This is a genomic window from Pandoraea capi, from assembly GCF_902459735.1.
GTDB lineage: Bacteria > Pseudomonadota > Gammaproteobacteria > Burkholderiales > Burkholderiaceae > Pandoraea > Pandoraea capi.
Genome location: NZ_CABPRV010000007.1, coordinates 133,242 through 155,391, shown reverse-complemented (window position 1 = coordinate 155,391; position 22,150 = coordinate 133,242). Strand labels below are relative to the sequence as shown.

At 62.7% G+C, this 22,150-nt stretch carries 23 protein-coding genes and 2 pseudogenes; 13 read left to right on the top strand and 12 right to left on the bottom strand.

From position 1 onward, the window contains the following. Window positions 1–70 precede the first annotated feature (70 nt). The 5 genes from PCA20602_RS15645 to PCA20602_RS15625 all read right to left on the bottom strand — a co-directional run bounded on the left by PCA20602_RS15645 (window position 71) and on the right by PCA20602_RS15625 (window position 4,068). On the bottom strand, window positions 71–601 hold the full coding sequence (locus PCA20602_RS15645) for a hypothetical protein (RefSeq protein WP_150722019.1): 531 nt from the start codon (window positions 599–601) through the stop codon (window positions 71–73). Window positions 602–612: 11 nt separating this feature from the next. Beyond that, complete coding sequence (locus PCA20602_RS15640) at window positions 613–1,071, bottom strand: hypothetical protein (protein WP_150722018.1); 459 nt, start codon at window positions 1,069–1,071, stop codon at window positions 613–615. 182 nt (window positions 1,072–1,253) lie between these two features. Further along, window positions 1,254–1,640 carry a RidA family protein gene (locus PCA20602_RS15635; RefSeq protein ID WP_044457733.1) on the bottom strand — a complete coding sequence of 129 codons (387 nt, stop codon included), beginning with the start codon at window positions 1,638–1,640 and terminating at the stop codon, window positions 1,254–1,256. 45 nt (window positions 1,641–1,685) lie between these two features. Beyond that, the gene (locus PCA20602_RS15630; RefSeq protein WP_150722017.1) at window positions 1,686–3,185 is read right to left on the bottom strand and encodes an N-acyl-D-amino-acid deacylase family protein; all 1,500 of its coding nucleotides are present in this window, start codon (window positions 3,183–3,185) and stop codon (window positions 1,686–1,688) included. Window position 3,186: 1 nt separating this feature from the next. Further along, on the bottom strand, window positions 3,187–4,068 hold the full coding sequence (locus PCA20602_RS15625; protein WP_150722016.1) for a MurR/RpiR family transcriptional regulator: 882 nt from the start codon (window positions 4,066–4,068) through the stop codon (window positions 3,187–3,189). 173 nt (window positions 4,069–4,241) lie between these two features. Here PCA20602_RS15625 and PCA20602_RS15620 point away from each other — a divergent pair, with 173 nt between their 5' ends. Continuing rightward, window positions 4,242–5,513, top strand: coding sequence for an amino acid deaminase (locus PCA20602_RS15620; protein WP_150722015.1), 1,272 nt, complete (start codon window positions 4,242–4,244; stop codon window positions 5,511–5,513). A gap of 163 nt (window positions 5,514–5,676) precedes the next feature. Here PCA20602_RS15620 and PCA20602_RS15615 read toward each other — a convergent pair whose 3' ends face one another. Together PCA20602_RS15615 and PCA20602_RS15610 are read right to left on the bottom strand one after the other, a co-directional pair. Further along, on the bottom strand, window positions 5,677–6,234 hold the full coding sequence (locus tag PCA20602_RS15615; protein ID WP_150722014.1) for a MarR family winged helix-turn-helix transcriptional regulator: 558 nt from the start codon (window positions 6,232–6,234) through the stop codon (window positions 5,677–5,679). A gap of 20 nt (window positions 6,235–6,254) precedes the next feature. Continuing rightward, window positions 6,255–7,862, bottom strand: a complete 1,608-nt coding sequence (locus PCA20602_RS15610) for an MDR family MFS transporter (protein ID WP_150722013.1) — start codon at window positions 7,860–7,862, stop codon at window positions 6,255–6,257. A 477-nt stretch (window positions 7,863–8,339) separates the two neighbouring features. Between PCA20602_RS15610 and PCA20602_RS26390 the strand changes: the two genes are divergently transcribed. The 6 genes from PCA20602_RS26390 (at window position 8,340) to PCA20602_RS15580 (ending at window position 12,108) form a co-directional block, all read left to right on the top strand. Then, window positions 8,340–8,852, top strand: coding sequence for a chalcone isomerase family protein (locus PCA20602_RS26390; protein ID WP_150722128.1), 513 nt, complete (start codon window positions 8,340–8,342; stop codon window positions 8,850–8,852). After that, a complete protein-coding gene (locus PCA20602_RS15600; RefSeq protein ID WP_150722012.1) occupies window positions 8,853–9,485 on the top strand; it encodes a DUF2878 domain-containing protein in 633 nt (210 codons plus the stop codon). A gap of 153 nt (window positions 9,486–9,638) precedes the next feature. Beyond that, window positions 9,639–10,115 carry a DUF3455 domain-containing protein gene (locus PCA20602_RS15595; RefSeq protein WP_425495676.1) on the top strand — a complete coding sequence of 159 codons (477 nt, stop codon included), beginning with the start codon at window positions 9,639–9,641 and terminating at the stop codon, window positions 10,113–10,115. Between the two features lie 53 nt (window positions 10,116–10,168). Then, the gene (locus PCA20602_RS15590; RefSeq protein ID WP_150722010.1) at window positions 10,169–10,771 is read left to right on the top strand and encodes a sigma-70 family RNA polymerase sigma factor; all 603 of its coding nucleotides are present in this window, start codon (window positions 10,169–10,171) and stop codon (window positions 10,769–10,771) included. Continuing rightward, on the top strand, window positions 10,768–11,463 hold the full coding sequence (locus tag PCA20602_RS15585) for an anti-sigma factor (RefSeq protein ID WP_150722009.1): 696 nt from the start codon (window positions 10,768–10,770) through the stop codon (window positions 11,461–11,463). The genes PCA20602_RS15590 and PCA20602_RS15585 overlap by 4 nt, the downstream gene beginning before the upstream one ends. A gap of 42 nt (window positions 11,464–11,505) precedes the next feature. Continuing rightward, window positions 11,506–12,108: a LysE family translocator gene (locus PCA20602_RS15580; protein WP_150722008.1), complete on the top strand. Its 603-nt coding sequence runs from the start codon at window positions 11,506–11,508 to the stop codon at window positions 12,106–12,108. Here the strand turns inward: PCA20602_RS15580 and PCA20602_RS15575 are convergent. From PCA20602_RS15575 to PCA20602_RS15560, 4 genes are all read right to left on the bottom strand, one after another. Further along, the gene (locus PCA20602_RS15575) at window positions 12,042–12,539 is read right to left on the bottom strand and encodes a flavin reductase family protein (protein WP_150722007.1); all 498 of its coding nucleotides are present in this window, start codon (window positions 12,537–12,539) and stop codon (window positions 12,042–12,044) included. The two genes, PCA20602_RS15580 and PCA20602_RS15575, sit on opposite strands and share 67 nt — an antisense overlap. A 105-nt stretch (window positions 12,540–12,644) precedes the next feature. Then, window positions 12,645–13,673 (bottom strand): methionine synthase, encoded by a 1,029-nt coding sequence (locus PCA20602_RS15570; RefSeq protein WP_150722006.1) that lies wholly within the window; start codon window positions 13,671–13,673, stop codon window positions 12,645–12,647. Window positions 13,674–13,700: 27 nt separating this feature from the next. Further along, window positions 13,701–14,705: a DUF1852 domain-containing protein gene (locus tag PCA20602_RS15565; RefSeq protein ID WP_150722005.1), complete on the bottom strand. Its 1,005-nt coding sequence runs from the start codon at window positions 14,703–14,705 to the stop codon at window positions 13,701–13,703. Window positions 14,706–14,840: 135 nt separating this feature from the next. Further along, window positions 14,841–15,731: a LysR family transcriptional regulator gene (locus PCA20602_RS15560; protein WP_150722004.1), complete on the bottom strand. Its 891-nt coding sequence runs from the start codon at window positions 15,729–15,731 to the stop codon at window positions 14,841–14,843. Between the two features lie 324 nt (window positions 15,732–16,055). On the opposite strand from PCA20602_RS15560, the gene PCA20602_RS15555 reads away from it, so the two are divergent. The 4 genes from PCA20602_RS15555 to PCA20602_RS15540 are packed head-to-tail and all read left to right on the top strand — an operon-like array spanning window position 16,056 to window position 20,772. Then, window positions 16,056–16,583 (top strand): Csu type fimbrial protein, encoded by a 528-nt coding sequence (locus PCA20602_RS15555; protein ID WP_425495673.1) that lies wholly within the window; start codon window positions 16,056–16,058, stop codon window positions 16,581–16,583. Between the two features lie 13 nt (window positions 16,584–16,596). Next, entirely contained in the window at window positions 16,597–17,349 is a 753-nt protein-coding gene (locus PCA20602_RS15550; RefSeq protein ID WP_083253507.1) for a fimbrial biogenesis chaperone, read from the top strand. After that, window positions 17,336–19,813: a fimbria/pilus outer membrane usher protein gene (locus PCA20602_RS15545; protein ID WP_150722003.1), complete on the top strand. Its 2,478-nt coding sequence runs from the start codon at window positions 17,336–17,338 to the stop codon at window positions 19,811–19,813. The genes PCA20602_RS15550 and PCA20602_RS15545 overlap by 14 nt, the downstream gene beginning before the upstream one ends. Beyond that, window positions 19,810–20,772, top strand: a complete 963-nt coding sequence (locus PCA20602_RS15540) for a Csu type fimbrial protein (protein ID WP_150722002.1) — start codon at window positions 19,810–19,812, stop codon at window positions 20,770–20,772. The genes PCA20602_RS15545 and PCA20602_RS15540 overlap by 4 nt, the downstream gene beginning before the upstream one ends. A 58-nt stretch (window positions 20,773–20,830) precedes the next feature. Here the strand turns inward: PCA20602_RS15540 and PCA20602_RS15535 are convergent. After that, window positions 20,831–21,145 (bottom strand): annotated as a pseudogene (locus tag PCA20602_RS15535) (FecCD family ABC transporter permease); the annotation flags it as partial. Between PCA20602_RS15535 and PCA20602_RS26220 the strand changes: the two are divergent. Together PCA20602_RS26220 and PCA20602_RS26035 are read left to right on the top strand one after the other, a co-directional pair. After that, window positions 21,139–21,441: pseudogene (locus tag PCA20602_RS26220) on the top strand (cupin domain-containing protein); the annotation flags it as partial. The pseudogenes PCA20602_RS15535 and PCA20602_RS26220 sit on opposite strands and share 7 nt — an antisense overlap. Window positions 21,442–21,531: 90 nt before the next feature. Beyond that, a complete protein-coding gene (locus tag PCA20602_RS26035) occupies window positions 21,532–22,032 on the top strand; it encodes a GNAT family N-acetyltransferase (RefSeq protein ID WP_174981209.1) in 501 nt (166 codons plus the stop codon). Window positions 22,033–22,150 lie beyond the last annotated feature (118 nt).

The following is a 22,150-nucleotide window of genomic DNA, read 5'->3' as shown; positions in this document are numbered from 1 at the left end:
GGCGCGGCCTCCTGCAAGTCCTGACCTTGTGAGCACCCGGCCACGCTGCGCAAGTCGATCTGCCGCAGCATCAGCCCAGGTAGTGGAGATAGCCGAGACGGGCCATCATCTGTAACGCTGCATTCCTTACGCCCACATATTTCGGCTGCCCGTCGCACCGGTGCAGCGCTTCCTTCATCGCCCGGCGCGCCGCGTCGAACTGCCGCAACTCGACGAGACACTCCCCCACGCGATACATCGCTCCCGGGGCGTCCTCGTCCATGAGCGCCGCCGCCATGAACAGCGGCAGCGCCACCTTCGGTTCGCCGTAACGCTGCACCGAGAGCGCGAGCGCCACCGCGTAATCCGCCGTCAACGGACACGCCGACAGCAGCGGCGCGAAGCACTCGATGGCATGCGCGAAATCGCCCCGTTCGAACGCGCCGTAGCCGCAGCGATACGCGGCGTCGCATTGGCTCGCGTCCCACGCGCCGGGGCGTGGCATATCCATCGCGTCGTGCAGCGAGCGGGCGTCGCCCAGCAAACCCAACGCGACATCGATCTCCCGTGCGACGGATGTCGATGACGGTGCCTCGGGCGGCGGTATTTCTAACGCACGCACGCCGAACGCCCTCACGAGCGCGCCCCTGGGCGCGACGATTCGAATTGCACACGCGTGCTGAACGCCCCCCAATCCTGCTCGGCCCGCCGCCGCTCCTTCACGGACAGGCACACCTGACTGAGTCCGAACGTCACGACGAGCGACGACAGAACCGCCAGCCCGCCGCACAGCCCGAACTCAACCCAGCGATCCGCATCGGCACCGTCAGGCGCTTCGACTTCGGCGGCCGCCTGAACCGAGAGGTACGCACTGCTCGCCAGTCCCGCCACCCCCAATACCGTGACGGCCAGCCCGGTGAGCCCCGAGGCATACCCCGCCCGGGACAAACGGCTCAGGGTCTGCGACCGCAAGCGGACATCGTCCGGCGTGGGCGGGAAGTCGATCGTGATGCGGGCGTCGTCTGCCGATTCAATCGCGGCACGGTGTATCCGTGCGCTCGATCCAGTGCCGTCAATGGGTGTTGTTCTCACCATCCGCCTCCTGTCAGGTTAGGAAGCTGAAGACTGCGGGTGACAAAATTGCGCCGCCATCGAAGGCGGACCGTAACCTTTGCGAAACGGAAACCGAAGTGCCCGTCAATGCAAAATCTCGCGACATAAAAAAGCCGACGTTCGACGTCGGCCTCTTCCCGCAGCACAACAGACACCGCAGCTTACGCAGCCGGTTTCTTATAGGCGACGCAGTCCACTTCGACCTTGCAGTCGATGACCATGCTCGACACGACGCAGGCGCGTGCGGGCGGATGATCGCCGAAGTATTCCTTGAAGACCTTGTTGAACGACGCGAAATCGCGCGGATCGTCGAGCCACACGCCAATACGCATGACATGCTCGGTGCCGTAACCGGCTTCCGTCAGAATCGCGATCATGTTCTGGATGGCCTGATGCGACTGGGCGACGATGCCCCCATCGATCACTTCGCCGTCTTTCATCGGGGTCTGGCCCGACACGAACAGGAAACCGTCAGCCTCGGTTGCGCGTGCGAACGGCATACGCTGGCCACCCGTGCCCTGTCCGCCTTCCACGCCATATCGTTTGATGCTCATCATCACTCCTTTCAACGAATCGTTTTCGACAATTTCGGTTCACAGCACCGGCTGCGGCGTGCCACGACGCACGAAGCGTCCGGCGCGCGCATTCTGCGTCGGCGCACGGTCCTGCCACGACAGCACGCCGTTCACCCACACGGCCGAAATGCCATACGCGGGCTGCATCGGATCGGTGAATGTCGCCGCATCGGCCACGGTGGCCGGATCGAACAGGACCAGATCGGCCCAATAACCTTCGCGCACGAAACCGCGCTCGGTGAGACCGAAGCGCTCGGCCGACAGCCCCGTCATCTTGTGGACGGCCTCGGCGAGCGGGAACAGCGCCTGCTCACGGCTGTAGCGTCCCAGCACGCGGGGGAACGCCCCCCACAGACGCGGATGCGGCAGCGGATCGTTCGGCAGCCCGTCGGAGCCGACAACCGTCGCCGGGTGACGCAAGATGCGCTGCACGTCGGCTTCCTCCATGCAGTGATACACGGCGCCGGCCGGTTGCAGACGCTTCGCCGCTTCCATCAGATCCACGCCCCACTCGGCGGCAATCGTCGCGAGCAGCTTGCCGCCTTGGTCCGGATGCGCTTGCGACCACGTCACGAGAATGTCGAAGTCGTCGGTGACCTGCTTGAGATCGAGCGTCGACGAGCTTGCCGTGTACGGATAGCAATCACAGCCCACCGGCTGGAAGCGTTGCGCCTTGTCGAGCGCTTCGAGAATTTCGGTGCTGCGTCCCCAGTTCTCGACGCCTGCACACTTCAGATGCGAGACGACCACCGGCACGCGCGCATGACGGCCGATGCGGAACGCTTCATCGAGCGCCTCCAGGATCTCGGCGAACTCGGTGCGCAAGTGCGTCGCGTAAAGACCGCCAGCCTCGGCCAACGGCTCGGCGAGCGCGAGGACTTCCTCGGTCGGCGCGGCGTTCGCATTGGCGTAGGCCAGCCCCGTCGACAGCCCCAATGCGCCGTTGGCAAGCGCCTCGCGAAGCTGCTCGCGCATGCCGTCGATTTCGGCTTCGGTCGCCGCACGATCGAGGCGGTCCATGTGGTTGTTGCGCAGCGCGGTGTGGCCGATCAGCGCGGCCACGTTGATCGCCGGTTGCGCCTTCTCGAGCGCATCGACATACACTTTGAACGTCGGATACTGGAATGCGCCGGCTTCGCCAAGCAGGTTCATCGGATCGGGCGGATCGCCCTTTAGGGTGACCGGCGACGCGCTGATGCCGCAATTGCCGACGACGACCGTCGTCACGCCTTGCGAGAGCTTCGGCGTCATTTCCGGGGCCCGCACGACGTTCGTGTCGTCGTGTGTATGAACGTCGATGAAGCCGGGACTGAGCACGTTGCCGTCGCCGTCAATACGTTGTGCGGCTTGCCAACCCGACAAGTCACCGGCTTGAGCGATGATGTGAATCCGGCCGTCGCGCAGCGCGACGTCAAAGCGAGCGTCCGTCATGGGCGCGCCGGAGCCGTCGGCCAGACGCACGTTGGCGATGAGGGTGTCGACCGTGCGATCGGCGAGATTTGCGAGGCGGTCAGTCATGTCAGTCTCCCAGAGGCTGACGATCGCCGCCGCCCCGATGCGTGTCGAGCACATATTTGATTCGTCGCAACAGCGCCTGGCTCTGCGGCTTGGCGAGCAACGCCAGTTCCGTAGCCAGCACGTCCATGGCGAGCAGCATCGCGTAACGCGACGACGACGGTTTGAAAATGAAATCCGTTTCCAGCGCGCGGATCGGCAGCACTTCGTCGGCCAGCGCCGCGAGCGGCGAGCCCGTCGCCGTGATCGCCACCACTTGCGCACCGTATTCCCGTGCGATCTCGCACGTCGACACCAGCTCGGGCGTGTGACCGCTCACCGAGAACGCCAGCACGACGTCTTCGCGCGCCAGCGTGCCGGCGACCATGCGGGCCAGCACCGCATCCTGATAGCTCGCGACCGGACGGCCGAGCCGCACCAGCCGGTAACGCGCTTCGTCCGCCATGAGCGACGATCCGCCGCCCATCCCGAACGCGTAGATCATGCGAGCGAACAGCAGTCGCTGCGCCGCGCGACGCACCGCCTCCGGCTTGATGAGGCCGCGATGGACTTGCAGCGTCGTCTGGATATCGTCGGCGATACGGTCGATGGTCTCCCCTGCGCCTTCCTGCGCGTTGGCGGCATTCGCGCCGAGAAAGCGCTGACCGACGACGGCTGCCTGCGCGAGTCGCAACTTGAGATCGCGCACATCGCGGCAGCCCATCGCCTTGGCGAAGCGCGTCACGCTGGCTTCGCTCACGCCGGCGCGCTCGGCAAGCACGTTGATCGACGCCGCCGCCGCGCCCGCCACGTCCTCCAGTACCACCTGGGCGACTTTGCGTTCCGCCTGACTGAGGACGTCGCTGCGTTCGGCAACGCGCGTCACGATATCGAAAGTTTCGGCCATATCTCGGGTCCGTATGGCGTCTCGGGGCGTCGCGAGGCGTCGCCAGAGCCGGTTTTGAAAGTTTTGAGACGTTTTTTGGTACTTTATAACAAATCTGTCAAACGCTGGTAATTAAACGTTATTATAGGGACCATCCGGCAATCGTCGGCGCACCGAACCGTGGAGGATTCTCAATGAGTGATACAAACTATCAGCATGGCATGATCGATACCCTCAACAAGGGTCTGGGTGCGCTGGACGCCCCGCGCGCGCCCTCGGCGACGACCGGTCTGGGCTGGAACCTGCTGAACGAAGACCTCAGCCTGCCGACAGCCGTACTCTACGAAGACAAGATCCGTCACAACCTGGCGTGGATGCAGCGTTTCGTTCACGAGTACGGCGTGAAGCTCGCCCCGCACGGCAAGACGACGATGGCGCCGAAGCTGTTCCGCCGCCAGCTCGACGGTGGCGCGTGGGGCATCACGCTCGCCACGGCGCAGCAGACCTTTGCGGCGTATCACCACGGCGTGCGACGTGTGCTCATGGCGAACCAGCTCGTGGGCAAGCGCAACATGACGATGATTGCCGACCTGCTCAAGGACACCGATTTCGAATTCTTCTGTCTGGTGGATTCGGCCGCAGCCGTCGAGCATCTGGGTCACTTCTTCCGCGCGCGCGGACAGACGATTCAGGTCCTCATCGAGTTGGGCGTGACGGGCGGACGCACCGGCGTGCGCGATGCCGCCCAACAACAAGCGGTGCTCGATGCACTCGCGCAGTATCACGACGCCGTGAAGCTGGCAGGCGTGGAAGTCTATGAAGGCGTGCTCAGCACCGAAGCGGATATCCGTGCGTTCCTGCAACGCGCGGTGAGCATCACGCGCGAGTTGATCGCAGCGGGTCGCATCGAGCGTTCGCCGGCGGTGCTCTCGGGTGCGGGTTCGGCCTGGTATGACGTGGTGGCCGATGAATTCGCGCACAAGGATGTGGGCGCGCCGCTGGACGTCGTGCTGCGTCCGGGCTGCTATCTCACGCATGACGTGGGCATCTACAAGGCGGCGCAGGCACAGATCGCCACGCGCAATCCGATCGCGAAGCAGATGCGTTCGCAACTGCAACCGGCGCTGCAACTCTGGGCCTACGTCCAGTCGATTCCGGAACCGGAGCGCGCGATCATCGCGCTTGGCAAGCGCGATGCGGCCTTCGACGCGGGCATGCCGGAACCGGCGCAGCAGTTCCGTCCGGGCGAAAGCAAGGCGCCGCGTGCGACGCCCGAGCATTGGGAAATCACGGGCATGATGGATCAGCACGCGTACCTGCGCATTGCGCCGGGCGACGACATCCGCGTTGGCGACATGATCGCGTTCGACATCTCGCATCCGTGCCTGACGTTCGACAAGTGGCGTCACCTGCCGGTCGTCGATGGCGATTACAACGTGGTGGAAGTCGTGCAGACGTTCTTCTGATTGCGGCCCGGGAGGCGCTGGCAACGATGCTGGCGCCGACGGTGGGAGCACACGGCGAGTGAGCGCGCGATGCGGATTGTCGTGCGCATCACTCGAATGAAAAAGCCGCTTCGATGGTTGAAGCGGCTTTTTGTATTGCGTTTCGCATCTTGCGTGATGCGTCTTAAGTCTGCCCCCGCGACGCGCGCTTGCGCGCGGGAGGTGAATCAGATGTCTGCCCATCGGGCGACATCCGCCGCTTGCCATCAGCGCTCGCTTTCGGGGCAGCATCGGCGGAAGTCCCCGCCTTTGCCCGCGACACCATCGCCTTGAACTGCGCTTCGAGGTGCGTGAGCGCGCTTTCCAGCGTCGCGATTTCCTCGGGCGTCATGCCTTCGAGCGCATTGTCGAAGAAGGCCTGACGATGCGGCGTCGCTTCGTCGTGCACGGCCATGCCCGCGTCCGTCAGCGTGACGTTCGTCAGACGGTTATCGTCGGGATCGGTCGCGCGAGAGAGCCAGCCCAGCGCCTCCATCGATTGAAGCTGACGCGTGAGCGACGCCGGGTCGAGGCGGCAATGTTCGGCGAGAAACTTCTGCGAGCTGGTCCCTCGCTCGGCCAGCGTGAGAATGATGCGCCAGCGCGGCAGCGGGTGCCCGACCTGCGCGTCGAACGCGAGCATCATCGAGCGATACGTCTGGCTCAGTTGCTGAATGACGTTACGTTTTTGAGGTGTCGGCATCGCCTTACTCCGTGACTCCATTACTCTCCGACTGGCGGCTGCGGCTTGGGGGTCGTCTTCGCGCCACGCGTGAGACGAATCAGCGGCACGCGTCTGACGAACCACAGCCCGGCCAGCGCCGCCGCGAGCGACACCATCTGTCCGTTGTGAATCGCTGCCACGAGCGACGAGCGCGCCGATTCGATGAACAGCGCGCCGTTCTGGCCCATGTGGGCAAGCGTCATGAGGAAATCGTTCTGCGCCTTCGCATTGACGAGGATCTGCGGATCGGAGAGTTGCGACGTCCAGCGCGTGCCGTCGTTCGCGGTGAGAGCGTCGGTCACCCGCCCGGTGTAGCTGTGATTGACCAGCGTCCCGACGATGGCCGTCCCGAGCATCCCGCCGATCATGCGCAGCGACTGCATGAGCGCAGTCGCAATGCCGAGGTGCGCGCGGCCTGCGACTTCCTGCGCGAAGACAGTGAGGTTCGGCATCACGAAACCAAGTCCCAACCCGGCGAGGAACATGTACGAAGCGATCAGCAGATGGGGCGTGCCGCGATGCGTGGTGATGATGCCCGCGCAAGCCAGCGCGAGCAGCAGGAAGCCGCCGTAGAGCATCACGTTCGGATTCGGCAGACGCGTAATCAGGCGTCCGTTCACGATGCTGCCAACGGTAATACACACGACCAGCGGTGTGATCAGCAATCCGGTTTCGCGTGGCGAGAGTCCGAAACCGCCTTGCAGCAGGAGCGGCGCGTAGAACAGCAGCCCGAACATCGAGAAGCCTGCGAAGACGGACAACACGAAGAGCGGCGCGAGGCTTTTGTCGCGGAACATCTCGAACGGCAGGATCGGATGCGACACACGACGCTCCCACCAGTAAAGCGCGGCCGACGAGATGACGAGCACGACGAAAAGCGTCACGACGCCGCGCGAGAGTCCATCGGCGGGCAGCCATTCGACGAGCATCTGCAAGCTGCCCAGCGCGGCGGTGATCAAGCCTGCGCCAAGCCAGTCGATGCTTGCCTTGCTGTGTTCTTCGGCGCGCATGTGCGGCAGGTGACGTCCGACGAACCAGACGCCGAGCAGGCCGACGGGCAGGTTGACGTAGAACACCGAGCGCCAGCCGTAGGCTTCCGTCAGGAAACCCCCGAGCGACGGCCCGATGGCATTGGCGATCCCGAAGGCGGAGCTGAGCATGACTTGCCAGCGCAGGCGCACGTGCGGATCGGGAAACAGTTCGGGCACACAGGCGAACGCGGTGCCGACCAGCATGCCGCCGCCGATCCCTTGCAGGGCGCGTGCGATGACGAGGAACGGCATGCTGTTCGCCGCGCCGCAGAGCACGGAAGCGGCGGTGAAGACGATGATGGCCGCCATGACGAAGCGCTTGCGGCCGTAAAAATCGCCGAGCCGCCCGAAGATCGGGACGGTGATGACAGAGGTGAGGAGATACGACGTCGCGACCCAAGCGTAATACTCGAACCCTTTGAGTTCCGCGACGATGGTCGGTAGCGCGGTGCCGACGACCGTCTGGTCGAGCGCCACCATCATCGTGCAGAAACAAAGGCCGAGCATCGCCACGAGCGACTGCCGGAACGGCAACACCTGCCCCGCCGAATGGGGGGTACTGGGACTAGGAGCCATTTTTTGGACGGATCAATGTTTGATCAGTCAAGGATTTTAGCACGTTCTTTGCGTGGGTCTATTGGATCGGTGTCGATGGGGGATGAAACGGTTCCGCGCCGGCTTCGCAGCAAATCCTATTGGCGCCGTCCCGCTTCATGGAAGAGACACTCCCTGCCAGGCGTCGCAGGCCGCGGCGAGGTTGGCGTTGTGGGAAACCTAAAAAGTCGGCCATTTTTCTTACTGAAAGTGCATCCGGTCTCTCGTTTTGCCCGTATATGGGAATTCGCAATCCCCGATGAGTCAGGCGAGTCAAGGTCTTCGACGTGTAGACAGGGCATGCCGACATGTCGTCCTGGGAGATCAACCGATGATGTCGCTTCGATTACGCGCCACCCGCGCTTACGCCCCATGAAGCCCCGGCACATTTCGATGTCCGGACGTACTTGGACGTCGGCATCCAATCTGGCAGGCGTGGCTCGTGGATACCGGCGACTTATGCTCGCGGTCTGGCTCAGCGCAAACAGTCTTGCGAGCGCGCATGCCGGCTGCCTTGACGACGTTCGCAATGCACAGCGTATCGGTGCCGGAAATTTTTGTGTGTTGGGCTTTTGCCTTTACCGGGCAGAGCTTTGGGCGACGCAAGCCCCCAGACCGTCCACACTGCACGATGCCCCCTTTGCGCTGTCTCTCACGTACGAACGAAGCGTGAGCGCCGAGCGAATCGTCTCGACAGGACTCGACGAAATTCAACGCCTGTCGGCGCAGCCTATTGCAGAGGTCACGTTAGCGCGATGGCAACAAGACATGCGGCGTGCCTTCGGCGATGTCGTTCGTGGCGACGAGCTCTGTGGCGTCTATTTGCCGGGGCACGGCGCGAGGTTCTACACCAACGGAAAATTGTCGGCCGACGTTCAGGATCCGGCCTTCGCCGAAGCATTTTTCGACATCTGGCTAGATCCCCGAACGCGTGCGCCATCGCTGCGTCAACAACTGTTGGGCGGTCGCTGAATGTCTGGCCCCCTCCTCCCATCCCCGCTCAGGATGCCGCCTGCGTATTGGCGCGCGCTTTATCTATTGCTCGGCCAGATCGGATGGCTGATTTGTGTGCTCAGCGCCGCTCACGGAAAGGCATGGATTGGCGCGGTGTTTGTGACGCTGCTCGTCGCAGGGCATTTATGTGCCACTTCGGACCGGTTACGCGAAGCGATGTTTGTCGCATTCGTGGCGCTGGCCGGCTGGGGATGGGAGTCGTTTGTGCTGCGCACCGGCTGGATCGCGTATCCCGCCGACCGTTGGCCAACGGGATACGCGCCCTACTGGATGGCGGGTCTTTGGGCACTGTTTTCCGTACAAATCAACCCGTTGTTCTCATCGCTGCGCCCACATTGGGCATTGGCCTCGGTACTCGGCGCAGTGGGCGGCCCGCTGTCGTTTCGGGCCGGGGCCGCGCTGGGCGCAGTGACCTTCCTTGCCCCATGGGCCGCGCTTGCCGTGATTGCCGCCGGATGGGCCGTTCATTTTCCCGCGCTGCTGTGGCTGGGAGGACGAATAGGGGCGGCGCCATTGTGGCGGCATGCAACGCACGCGGGAAGCGTGTCGGCGAGCGCATCCGGGCAGCGCGGAACAAATATTTCCGATTGACTGCATCCGAATCGGCATCTCGCGTCTAGAGAGAGTGATGCTTCCGAATCTGGGGCGTCGATCTCATCAAACCGACACAGGAGTTTTGCCATGAAGCGCATCGTCTTTGTCAGCTTGACCTGCACTGTCTTTCTTGGCGCTTGCGCCAAAGATATGTCGATGCCCGGCGCATCGGCTCCGGTTGCCGACGCGGTGAAGGTTCCCGACGGGCATCGCGTCGCCCTGCAAACCGTGGGCAAGGGGGACATCTTGTATGAGTGTCGAGAAAAGAAAGAGGCAACGGGTCAGTTCGAATGGACTTTCGTAGGACCCGACGCAGTGCTGACCGATCGCTCTGGAAACGCCGTCGGGAAGTATTACGGCCCGCCCGCCACATGGGAATCCAACGATGGCTCGAAGGTGACGGCGACACAGGTAGCCGTCTCACCGGCCGGCGCTGGAAATATCCCGTTGCAATTGGTCAAGGCAAATCCGGCAACGGGGACCGGCGCGATGCAGGGCGTGGCTTATATCCAGCGGCTGGCAACCCAGGGCGGCACGGCGCCGACCTCGCAATGCAGTCTGACCACCAAAGGCGCAAAGCAAACCGTGAAGTATCAGGCTGACTACATTTTCTGGAAAGCCTCTTGACAGGATTGGACGCCGACGGCATTTTCCGGGAAACGTAGTCGATCTTCGGCGGCATGCGTCAACATGCCGCCGAGCGCTTCCGAGAGGTGCCTGTGCACGAAAAGACGGACGAGTTTGACTACGAATCGACGATTGCTGCCTGTGCTCGGCAGGACGCCAAAGCATTGCGGCAACTCTATGAGCGGGACGCTGCCTATCTACTTGGCGTGGCACAGCGCATCGTACGCGACCGACAACTGGCTGAAGATGTGTTGCACGATGCGTTCGTCAGCATATGGACGCGGGCGGCAACCTTCGATGCCACACGCGGCGCGGGTCGCGGGTGGATCTTCAGTGTCGTCCGTCATCAGGCACTCAACACCGTTCGACGCCGTAGTCAGGAAGTCGAGGCGGACGAGGACTCGCTTGACGCGCATATGAACGCCACCACAGCGCATCTCCCGAATATATTCTCGGCACAAGCCGATCCACTGATGCATGGGCGTTTGGCCCAGTGTCTGGAACGGCTAGACGCCCCCCGACGCGCCAGCATCCTTTACGCCTATCTTGACGGCTGCTCGCATAGCGAAATCGCGGAGCGCCTCCGATCCCCATTGGGCACCGTAAAGGCGTGGGTACGCCGTGGCCTGCAATCCCTTCGCGAGTGCATGGAATGACGCCGGAAGAACTCAGCGCGCTTGACGACCTGGCAGGCGAATACGTCCTTGGCACCCTGACGTGGGAGCGCAGACGCGCCGTGGAGTCGCGTCTGCTGCACGACCCAGTCCTTGCCGCAAAGGTCGCCCAGTGGGAGTCGCGCCTGCAACCGCTGGCCGACACGGTCGCTCCGCTTACGCCGTCCGGACAACTTTGGCAGCGCATTAACCAGAGCGTGTCGGTCGCGCGCCATTCGATATGGCGTCGCTGGTGGGACGACATCCGGTTCTGGCGGCTGGCTTCCGGCGCCGTGACCTGCGCAGCGTTACTCCTTGCCGTCACGTTGGGGGTGAAGCTCCGCACGCCGACGCCACCGCCCCGATTTGTCGTCGTGCTGGCCTCTCCGCAGGATAAGAGCCCGGGCTGGCTGGTGCAGGTCGGGGCGGATAGGAAGTTGCGCCTGATACCACTGAAGCCCAAGTCCACGCAGGCGGATAAGACTTTGCAGCTATGGACAAAAGCCGATGGATGGTCCGGTCCGGTTTCGCTGGGATTACTGCGCGCCGGGGAGTCCGTTGAGGTCTCCGTCGAAAAGCTGCCACCGCTCCAGCCGAATCAGTTGTTTGAAATTACACTGGAGCCACCACAAGGCTCACCCACTGGCCGACCTACCGGGCCAATACTGTCGATCGGTCGTGCGGTGGCAACTTAAAAGAGTTCGCACCCCACGCATGGCACATCACTGAGGCTACCCATGGTTGATTGGTCCGCTGTCGTAACAGTCTTCTCTGTTTATATGGCTAGCGCCGTCATACCAGGGCCGAACTTCGTCGCCATCACGCACAAGGCGGTAGCCGGCAAACGCTCCGATACGTTCGCGCTCGTCGCCGGAATCGTGATGGTGAATCTGTTCTGGGCGACGTGCGCGATGCTTGGCATCGGCGCGGTATTCGCCATTTTCCCGTGGCTCGCTGTCGGCGTCAGGATTGCAGGCGCGGCCTACCTGATCTGGTTTGGGCTGCGGCTTGTGATGTCGGCACGGGCAACCCCTTCGGAAGCAGGTCGCCCGCCGAAGGCGCCTCGGTTTCGCGCTGCTTTCCTGCAAGGCATTGCGACAAATATCGAGCAACCGTTGCGCCAGTTCGACTGGCGTCCACGCATCCCATGCTTCCTCATCAGGAATATCTGCTTGAGTGTTCATCGGATCGAGCGACCTCGTGTGCTTGAGAGCGCCGGGTTCTCTCACAAGACAATCGTCCCGCTCGGCCGGGCGGCCGCACTCCGGCGCAATCAAGCCGCCATATTCCGATACTGCCCTTTGAAATACAGCAACGGCTGCGTGAACGCCGCATCCTGACGACTCAGGGCTTTCACTTCCCCAATCACGATCAGGTGATCGCCTGCCGAATGCTCCGCGTAAATTTCGCAATCGAGCCAGTGAAGGCTACCGGCAATGACCGGATTACCCAGCGGCGAAGCCTGCCATTCCACCCCTCGCCATTTGTCCGTCCCACGCCGGGCGAACTGGTCGGATATTTCGACCTGCGTCTCCGACAGGATATTGACTGCGAAGCGACCTGCCTGACGAATTTTGGGATAGCTGGCGGAGTGGGCCATCACGCTGAACGACACCAGCGGCGGGTTCGTCGACACGCTGTAAAAAGACTGGCACGTGAAGCCCAGCGGCTCGTCGTGGACGTGAGAGGTAATAACCGTGATGCCAGACGCGTAGTGCCCGAGCGCTTCGCGAAAGCGCAATGGCTCGATTGCCGGACTGGAGAGTGACATAGTAGTGACGAAATACGAGGTACAACGCGACGGAAGCCAGCAAACCCGCCCACAGCGTCAACCAACGCTTGACGGGTCTGCCCGTACTTCCGACGTCCGCCCGAATTAGTTCGAGAGTTCCCGCCGAACGATTTCCGCGCCCGCACTCAGCGCATTCAGCTTGCCGCGTGCCACATCACGCGACAACGGCGCCATGCCGCAGTTCGTGCACGGATAGAGCTTGTCGGCATCGACAAACTGTAGCGCCTTGCGCAGCGTCGCGGCGACTTCTTCCGGCGTTTCGATCGTATTGGACGCCACGTCGATCGATCCCACCATCACCTTCTTGCCTCGAATGAGTTCGATCAGATCGATCGGCACGCGAGAGTTGTGGCATTCCAGCGAGACGATATCGATACTGGATTTTTGCAGCTTGGGGAACGCTTCCTCATATTGCCGCCACTCCGAGCCCAGCGTCTGCTTCCAATCGGTGTTGGCTTTGATGCCATAGCCATAGCAGATATGCACGGCCGTCTCGCACTTGAGCCCTTCGATTGCGCGCTCCAGCGTGGCGACGCCCCATTCGTTCACCTCGTCGAAGAAGACGTTGAACGCCGGCTCGTCGAATTGAATGATGTCGACGCCCGCCGCCTCCAGCTCTTTCGCTTCCTGATTGAGAATCTTGGCAAACTCCCAGGCCAGCTTTTCGCGGCTCTTGTAATGCGCGTCGTAAAGCGTATCGATCATCGTCATCGGGCCGGGCAGCGCCCATTTGATCGGCTGGTTGGTTTGTTGACGCAGGAACTTGGCGTCTTCGACAAACACCGGCTTCTTCCGTGCGACCGTACCGACGACCGTCGGCACACTGGCGTCGTAGCGATCACGGATTCGAACCGTCTCACGATGCTCGAAATCCACGCCTTCGAGATGCTCGATAAACGTCGTGACAAAGTGTTGGCGTGTCTGCTCGCCGTCACTGACGATATCGATGCCCGCGTGCTGTTGCTCTTGCAGCGACAAACGCAAGGCGTCGCGCTTGCCGTCGGCGAGTTCATCCCCCTCCAGCTTCCACGGCGACCAAAGCTTCTCCGGTTCTGCGAGCCAGGAAGGTTTGGGCAAACTACCGGCAGTTGAAGTGGGCAACAATTTCTTCATGATGGATGACCTTATGTTTTCGATAAATCAAAGCGCGTAGTTCGCGGACCACTGATCGAGCGTGAGCTGGTAAGGCTTGATGAATTGCTCTTCGACAAACTTGCCTTGCTCAATCGCCAGTCGACTGCGTTCTTCCCGGTCGTAAACAATGCGAGTCAACGAGAAATCCTGGTTCTTCAGACTCGGCTGATAGAACTCCCCCGCCGAGGAATTCGCGTTGTAAATCTCCGGGCGGTAGATCTTCTGGAAGGTATCCATCGTGCTGATGGTGCCGATGAGCTCAAGGTTGCTGTAATCGGCAAGCAGATCGCCGGAGAAATAGAAAGCCAGCGGCGCAACGCTATTCGGCGGCATGAAGTAGCGCACCTTCAGCCCCATCTTCCTGAAATATTCGTCGGTCAGCGAATACTCGTCCTGCTCGTATTCCACCCCTAGCGCGGGATGCCGGTTTGCCGTGCGCCGATAGGTCTTGCTGCTCGACACACTCAGACAGATGACGGGCGGCTTGTTGAAGCTGCGCTTGTAAGCGCTGGAATTGACGAAGGACTGGAAGAGCTTCCCATGCAGATCGCCGAAGTTTTCCGGCGTGCTGAACCCCGGCTGATGCTTGTTGTGCTCCAGCAGCAACACGCTGAAGTCATAGTCGCGCACGTAGGACGAGAAGTTGTTCCCCACAATGCCTTCGATGTGTTCGCCAGTCTTCTTGTCGAGGATTTTCGTTTTCAGTATTTCGATCAGCGGCAGCGCGCTTTCACTGCGCTCACCCTCGATGCTCATCTCAACGGAAATGATTTCAAGCTCGACCGAATAACGGTCGCCCTTCGGGTTGTCCCAATGCGCCAGCGCATTGAAACGGTTGTCGATCATCCGGAAGGTGTTGCGCAGATTCTCCTGACGACTCTCGCCTCTGGCCAGATTGGCGAAGTTGGTCGTGATTCGCGTGTTCTCCGATGGACGATAGTCTTCGTCGAAGCGAATGCTCTTGATGGTAAATGTGAAATCCAGGGGGTTGCGCGCGATTGCGGTCGCCATGAGGAAGCTCCATGAAATACGCCCGCGTTCGTCGGACTAGGAGCTTCGAATTATCGTGGCCGACCGCAGACATGAAAATGGATAAGTTCTCATGTCCTTATGAATGGCACTCATGGAGCCTGCCGGGGCAAAGCGTCAGGTCTGGACAGGCCGCTTCGCCTGCTCGATGAAGGCACGCAGATAATCGATCTCCATATCCGCCTCGCGTGCCCCCAGAAAGATCTGCTTGGCGATGCCGTTCTTGCCTAGCCGGATGGGTACCAGATCCATCGCGTCCGCATATTCCAGCACCAGCCAGCGCGGTAACGCGGCCACGCCGCGTCCGCTCGCGACCATCTGAAGCATGATGTCGGTGGTCTCGATCGCCTTATGGCGTTTCGGCGTGATGCCTGCCGGCGTGAGGAACATGCTGTAGATATCCAGCCGGTCCACCGGCACCGGATACGCCACCAGCACCTCGTTGGTCAGTTGCTTCGGCAGGATGTATTCCTCTTTGGCCAGCTTGTGGCTACCGGCCACGACCAGCACCTGCTCATAGTCGAATACCGGTTCGAAGACGAGGCCGGGCTTGTCCAGCGGATCCGGCGTGACGAGCAGGTCGATCTCGTAGCCGAACAGCGCGCCGATACCGCCGAACTGGAATTTCTGTTTGACGTCCACATCCACATCCGGCCAAGCGGCCAGATACGGCGACACCACTTTCAACAGCCATTGGTAGCACGGGTGACACTCCATGCCGATGCGCAGCGCGCCCCGCTCGCCCTGAGCGAACTGTCGCAAACGTTCCTCGGCCAGACTCAGTTGCGGCAGCACCCGATTGGCGACCGCCAACAGATACTGCCCCGCCTGCGTCAAACGAAGGCTGCGGCCCTCACGCAGCCAGATATCGGTGCCCAACTGCTGCTCAAGCTTCTTCATGCTGTGGCTCAACGCCGACTGCGTGACATGCAGCACCCCCGCGGCAGCGGTCAGCGACCCCTGCTTTTCCACCTCTTGCACGATGGACAAATGAATACGGTCAAGCATGATAAGTGAGAAAAATTCATATTTCCGGAAGATATCGCGATTTTAATTCATAAATCTCAACCTCGCCTTTCCCCGCGCGACAGACACCAGAATCGGTGCCTGTCCCCGCGCAGTCCTGTCCATGAACATGCGCCCCGCTTCCATTTCAAACATCTATTTGGAATGAACATGGTAGAAACGCCCGCGTGACATAAATTCAGTAGTGCGATATACACTTAGCACTAAGTAGTGCGACGTACTTTGTGTGACAAGTGGTATGCGGCAACGGCGGCTGCATCGCCTTGTGCCCGCCAGGTCCTTCCGACGTTTTGCGAGAAACCGACGATGAATAAACCAGCTGCGCGCATTACCCTCCTGATGGCAAGCTTGTTGCTTGTCCCGCCGATGCCTGGGCAGGCGGCCGTTTACAGCAACGGCACCGGCACCACGACATTCACCGTCACGCTGATCATCACGGCAGGTTGCACGGTCACCGCCACGCCGATGAACTTCGGGTCGGCATCGACCCTGGCGACCGCGCTGACCGCCACGTCGACCGTCTCGGTCACCTGCACGAACACCACGCCTTACAACGTTGGGTTGAGCGCCGGTTCGGCGTCCGGCTCGACCGTTGCGGCGCGCGTGCTGGCAGGCGCCGCCAGCGGCAACACGGCAACGATCGGGTACGGGCTCTATACGGACTCGAATCACTCCACGGTCTGGGGCACGACGCAGGGCACCAATACGCAATCGGGAACCGGTAACGGTACGGCGCAGCCGTTCACCGTCTACGGACAGGTCCCGACTTCGGCTGGCGCGATCCCGCAGCCGGACACGTATTCCTCGGTGATCACCGCGACCGTCTACTTCTAGCGGGGCGCGGCCTATGAGAGGTTTCCGCCAGCGGGCGGAGCGCTGCGTCGCGCGCGGCGCAGGTGCGTGTCTCGTCACCGTTGTCTGTGTCTCGGCCAGCGCCGCCACCCTGCAGATTTCCCCGGTCAACGTAGAGTTCGCGGCCAAGCAGAATGCTGCCGGGTTGACGCTTAGCAACCCCGGCGACATGCCGGTCTACGGTCAGATCCGGATCTATACGTGGACGCAGGAGGACGGCGAGGACAAGCTCACCCCCACCGACGCGCTCGCCGCCAGCCCGCCCATCCTGCGCATCGACGGGGGCGGCTCGCAGATCGTTCGGCTGGTGCGCATGACGAACGCGCCCCCAGCCGTCGAACAAAGCTACCGCATGCTCGTCGACGAACTGCCCGAACCGGGTCAACCGGCCCAGAGCGGCATCTCGATTCGCATGCGCTATTCGATCCCCGTCTTTGTGGTTCCCGCGACGGCAACCCAGAAGCCCGACCTGCACTTCACGTTCCGGCGCATCGGTGGCGAGTGGCAGCTCGAAGCCGAGAACCGGGGCGGCAGCCGCGCGCAGATCGGTGCGACCCGCTTCATCGATGCGGCGGGAAAAGCCGTGCCTGTGACCAATGGTCTGCTCGGTTACGCACTGGCCGGTCAGCGGCGTCTGTTCAAAGTCACCTGGCCGGCGGGCAAGCCGCCCGCGTCGCCGCTCGCGATAGACGCCGCGATCAACACGGTTCCCACGCGCTTCGTCGTCGATATCGATGGCGGGCCGTAAGCGCGGGCGTCCCGGTGCGAACGCTCTCACCGTCGCTCCCGCGTCCGTGTCGACATCGGCACGAGATGTTGCGTCACGCACGTTTTCACGCGCGTCGGCAAGCGGCTCGCGTCACACGCTGCGTCAGAAGTCATGGATCATCCGCTGGGCCGCAAGCCTGCTGGTCGGCACACTGGTGCCGCTGGCGCATCCCGACGCAGCGGAAGTCACCCCCAGCGATTACTACCTCGACGTTTCGGTCAACGGCGCCGCGACCGGCGCCATCGCTCGCTTCTTCATGCGTGACGGACGCTTCAGTGCAAGCGCCGACGACTTGCAGGCGCTGGGCATCGACGTCGGAAAGCTCAAGATGTCCGGCGAGACGCAAGTCCCGCTCGACACCATCGGCGGCGTGCAGTATCGCTACGACGCTGCGCGTCAGAGCATCGACATCGCGGTGCCCGACACATTGCGCGTGCCGTTTCAGATCGGGCGCGTCGTGCCACGCGCGGCAAACGCCATGACGTCGCGCGGCTTCCTGCTGAACTACGACGCGCTGGTCGAACACGAACGCACGACGCGCGCGTCGAGCTGGACGGAGTTGCGGTACTTCCATCCCGGCGGCGTATTCAGTCAGACGGGGGTCTTCGACACCTGGTCGCAGAGCCCCGCCTATTTGCGCTATGACACGTCGTGGCGGCACGACAATCCTGCCGAGATGACGACCCTGCAACTGGGCGACACTATCTCCGGCTCGCTCGCGTGGTCGCGCTCGATCCGCATGGCAGGCGTGCAATGGCGCAAGAACTTCGCCTTGCGCCCCGACCTGGTCACGTTTCCGGTCCCGGCGCTGGGCGGATCGGCCGCCGTACCGTCTTCCGTCGATGTCTATCTCGACGGTATTCGACGCTTCGGCGGCAACGTGCCCGCCGGTCCTTTCGTGATACGCGAAACCCCGGGGCTCATCGGCAACCTTCAGGCGAGCGTCGTCACGCGCGACGCGCTCGGGCGCGAGAGCGTCATCAACGTGCCGCTCTACATCGATACCCGCATGCTCTCGGCGGGCTTGTCGAGCTACTCGTTCGAAGCGGGCATGCCGCGCACCGACTACGGCTTCCGCTCATGGGGCTACGACCGGCGCTTTGCCGCGTCGGGTGTGTACCGTTACGGCATCTCCGATCGGTTGACGACCGAATACCACGCGGAAGGATCGTCCGGCGTGTTCAATGCCGGGGCCGGTGCGCTCGTGTCGCTGTCCGGCTACGGCGTGCTGAGCGGATCGCTGTCCGGCTCGACGGGACGCGCCAGCGGCGCGCAGATCGGCATCGGCTATCAGTATCTGTCGCGCAACTTTTCGTTCGATTCGCTGTTCCAGCGCACCATCGGCGACTTCCGCGACCTCGCCACACTCAGTGGTTCCGGCGTGCCGACCGCCATGGACCGTGTCACGATATCCACGCCGTTCTGGGAGAACCGCACGCTCTCGCTGAGCTACATCGGCATGCGCGGTCCCGACTTCCCGTCGTCGCGCGTGATTTCTGCGAACGTCTCGTGGCCGGTGCGTGCAGCGGGTTCGCTCAATGTGGGAGCGTTCAAGGACATGGCGAATTCGCGCAGCTACGGCGTGTTCGCCATGTTCAGCTTCACGCTGGGGCCGAACACCGTGGCGTCGGTATCGCTCGCTCGCCAGCAAGGCTCGACGCAGGCGCTCGCCGGTGTCACACGCACCCCCGACTACGGCGGCGGATGGGGATGGAACATGCTTGGCGGCGTGAACGACGGCGTGCGTATCGGTCAGGCACAGGCCCAGTATCTGGGCCGCTACGGGCAAGCGTCCGCGCAGGCGCAGACGTGGGATGGGCAGACGCGGGTGGGCGTTGGTCTGACGGGCGCGCTCGTGGCGATGGATGGCGGCGTCTACCCGGCGCGTCGCATCTTCGACAGCTTCGCACTGGTCAAGACGGACGCTGACGCCAACGTCCCCGTCCTGCGCGAACAGTTGCCGATCGGACGCACCAGCGACGGCGGTGCCCTCGTCATTCCCGACCTCAACGGCTATCAGGTCAATCGTCTCACCGTCGACGCGACGGACCTGCCGGCAGACATGCGCATCATGCCGGCAGCACGGACCGTGGTTCCCGAATCGGGGGCCGGGGTGCTGGTCTCGTTCCCGGTGCACCGCTATCGCGCCGCGCTCATCACGTTGGTGACGTCTGACGGCACGCCGTTGCAACTTGGGGCGCGTGTGACGCACACCGAGAGCGGCGCGCAGTCGGTCGTCGGCTACGACGGCCAGACGTTCATCGACGGCTTGCTACCGGAGAACTCGCTCGTGGTCACGCAGGACAACGGCACATGCAGCACGACGTTCGCTTACGATCCGGCCACTCAGGGCGCGATGGCCCGTATCGGGCCGCTGGTCTGCACGCCGCAGGCGGCACCGGCGTCACCTGAGCGTGCACGAATGCCGAGGCGAGCCCGATGAAGCGCCTGCTCCTGCTCTCGCTCCTGTGCCTGACGACGTGGTTCGTCGCGCCCTCAGCTCAGGCCCAGACCTGCTCGCTGGGCGCACCGAGCGTCGCATTCCCTTCGTTCAGTCCGATCGCCGGCACCGCCGTAACGACGACGGGAACCGTGCAGGTCACCTGCACGTGGCCGACGCTCAATCTGGTGCCGAACGTGAAAATCTGCCTGGGCTTCTCGGCAACGTCCCCACGCGTGCTCTCCAACAGCACGAACACCATTGCCTACGATCTGTATGTCGACAGCGGGCACGCAACGCCCTGGAGCACTACACCCGCCAGTGCGCTGACGACGACCTTCAGCAACTCGATCCTCGGTTACACCGGCAGCACCAACATCAGCATTTACGCGAGAATCACGGCCAATCAGACGACCGTGCCGACGACCAACAACAGCAGCACCGTCTACTCGACGACCTATCCCGCGAGCAGCGTCACACTGTCCTATCAGTTCTACACGCTGTTCCCACCGGCTTGCGGCGCCGGGGGATTCACGACCGGCACGACCAGCCCGTTCACGGTCAACGTGACCGTCACGAACAACTGCACGATCAATGCGACGGGTCTCACGTTCCCGCAATCGTCCACCCTGCGCAACACCCTGACCGCCCAGGGCTCGCTCGCCGTACAGTGCACGAACAACGACGCTTACCGGATTCTGTTCAACGGCGGCGTGAGCGGGCAAGTCGGCGCGCGCACGCTCAAGGGTCAGACGCTCGGCGCCACCATACCGTACCAACTCTATACGGACTCGAACTACGCCACCGCGTGGGGCGACGGCACGGGCGGCACCTCGCCTTACCTCGGCACCGGCACGGGGGCGACGACGACCATCCCCATCTACGGGCGCATCCTGGCTCAACCCTCGACACCTGCACCGGACACCTATCAGGACTCGATCACTGCGACGATTCAGTTTTAGCCGCGTCCTGAAGACGAGTCCAACGTATCGCAAAAGAACATGGAATACGTCACGCGTCCTACCCCCGGACCCGCAGCAACGCGACGAAACATCCGCCCCCGACCAGCGCCGTCACCACGCCGATCGGCAGATCCTCGGGGGCGATCAGCGTGCGGGCCAGCACATCCCCCCAGATCAACAGCACCGCGCCGAGCAATGCCGAGACCGGCAACAACCGTCCGTGCTCGGCACCGACGACGGGACGGCACGCGTGCGGCGTGACCAGCCCGACGAACCCGATCGCGCCGCTCACGGCTACCATCACCCCGGTGACGAGCGCACCGATCAGAAACACTTCCGCACGCACACGCGGCACATTCACGCCGAGTGTCACTGGTCGCATACTCGCGTTGCTCGCCCGTCCGTACCCGGCTGGCGCATGGCGACCTACTGCCCGAGCGGCTCGCGGGCGACGAGACGAACCGCCCCGTGGGGGCAGACATTCTGTGCGGACACTTCGTGCGCGCGTCCGGTCCCGGCAACCTGCTGTTCGACGCGCTCCCCGACCCCATGCATGTCTCGCTCACGGGTGATCCGTCGGACGCGCTGCAAGGCATTGTCGAGCTGATGCGTGTCGAGGCAGCCGACCGGCGTCCGGGGGCGCTCGCCATCGTCACGTCGCTGAGTCAGACACTGTTCGCGATGTCGCGCGCCACCTTCGCGCGCCGTTTCCACGAACGCTCGGGCATGACGGTGTTCGAATTCCTCACGCGGGTGCGCATGGCCGTGGCGTGTGATCTTCTGCTGCGCAACGCGCGCCCGTCCGACGTGGACCGCTGTTACGAAATCGAAATCAGCGCCTACGAAGGCGACGAAGCCGCCACGCGCGAGAAGATCGCCACGCGGATCGCACAGTACCCCGAAGGGTTTCTCGTCATGACGCGCGACGACAACATCATCGGGTTCATCAATTCCGGGTGCGCCTACGACGTCGTGATGTCCGACGAAGCCTTCAAGGAATTGATCGGCCACGACGCCGCCGCGCCGAACGTCGTCATCATGTCCGTCGTGCTCGCCCCTGAAGAGCAGGGTCGCGGCTATGCCCGCACGCTCATGGAAGCCTTCATCGCCCGCATGCGCGCCGCCGGGAAAGCGACGATCCATCTGATGTGCAAGGAACGTCACATCCCGCTCTACGAACGGCTCGGTTACCACTACGTCAAGCCCTCGCCCTCGGATCACGGCGGCATGGCGTGGCATGAGATGGTGATGAAACTCTGACGAAAATCCGCATAAATTAGCGTTTTGATGCGAACTATCGACGCGCGCAAGCAGAAAGTAGCCTGATAAAGCAGTCCCGCAGTACAATCCACCCCACTCCGCAATACCCCTCGGCCGG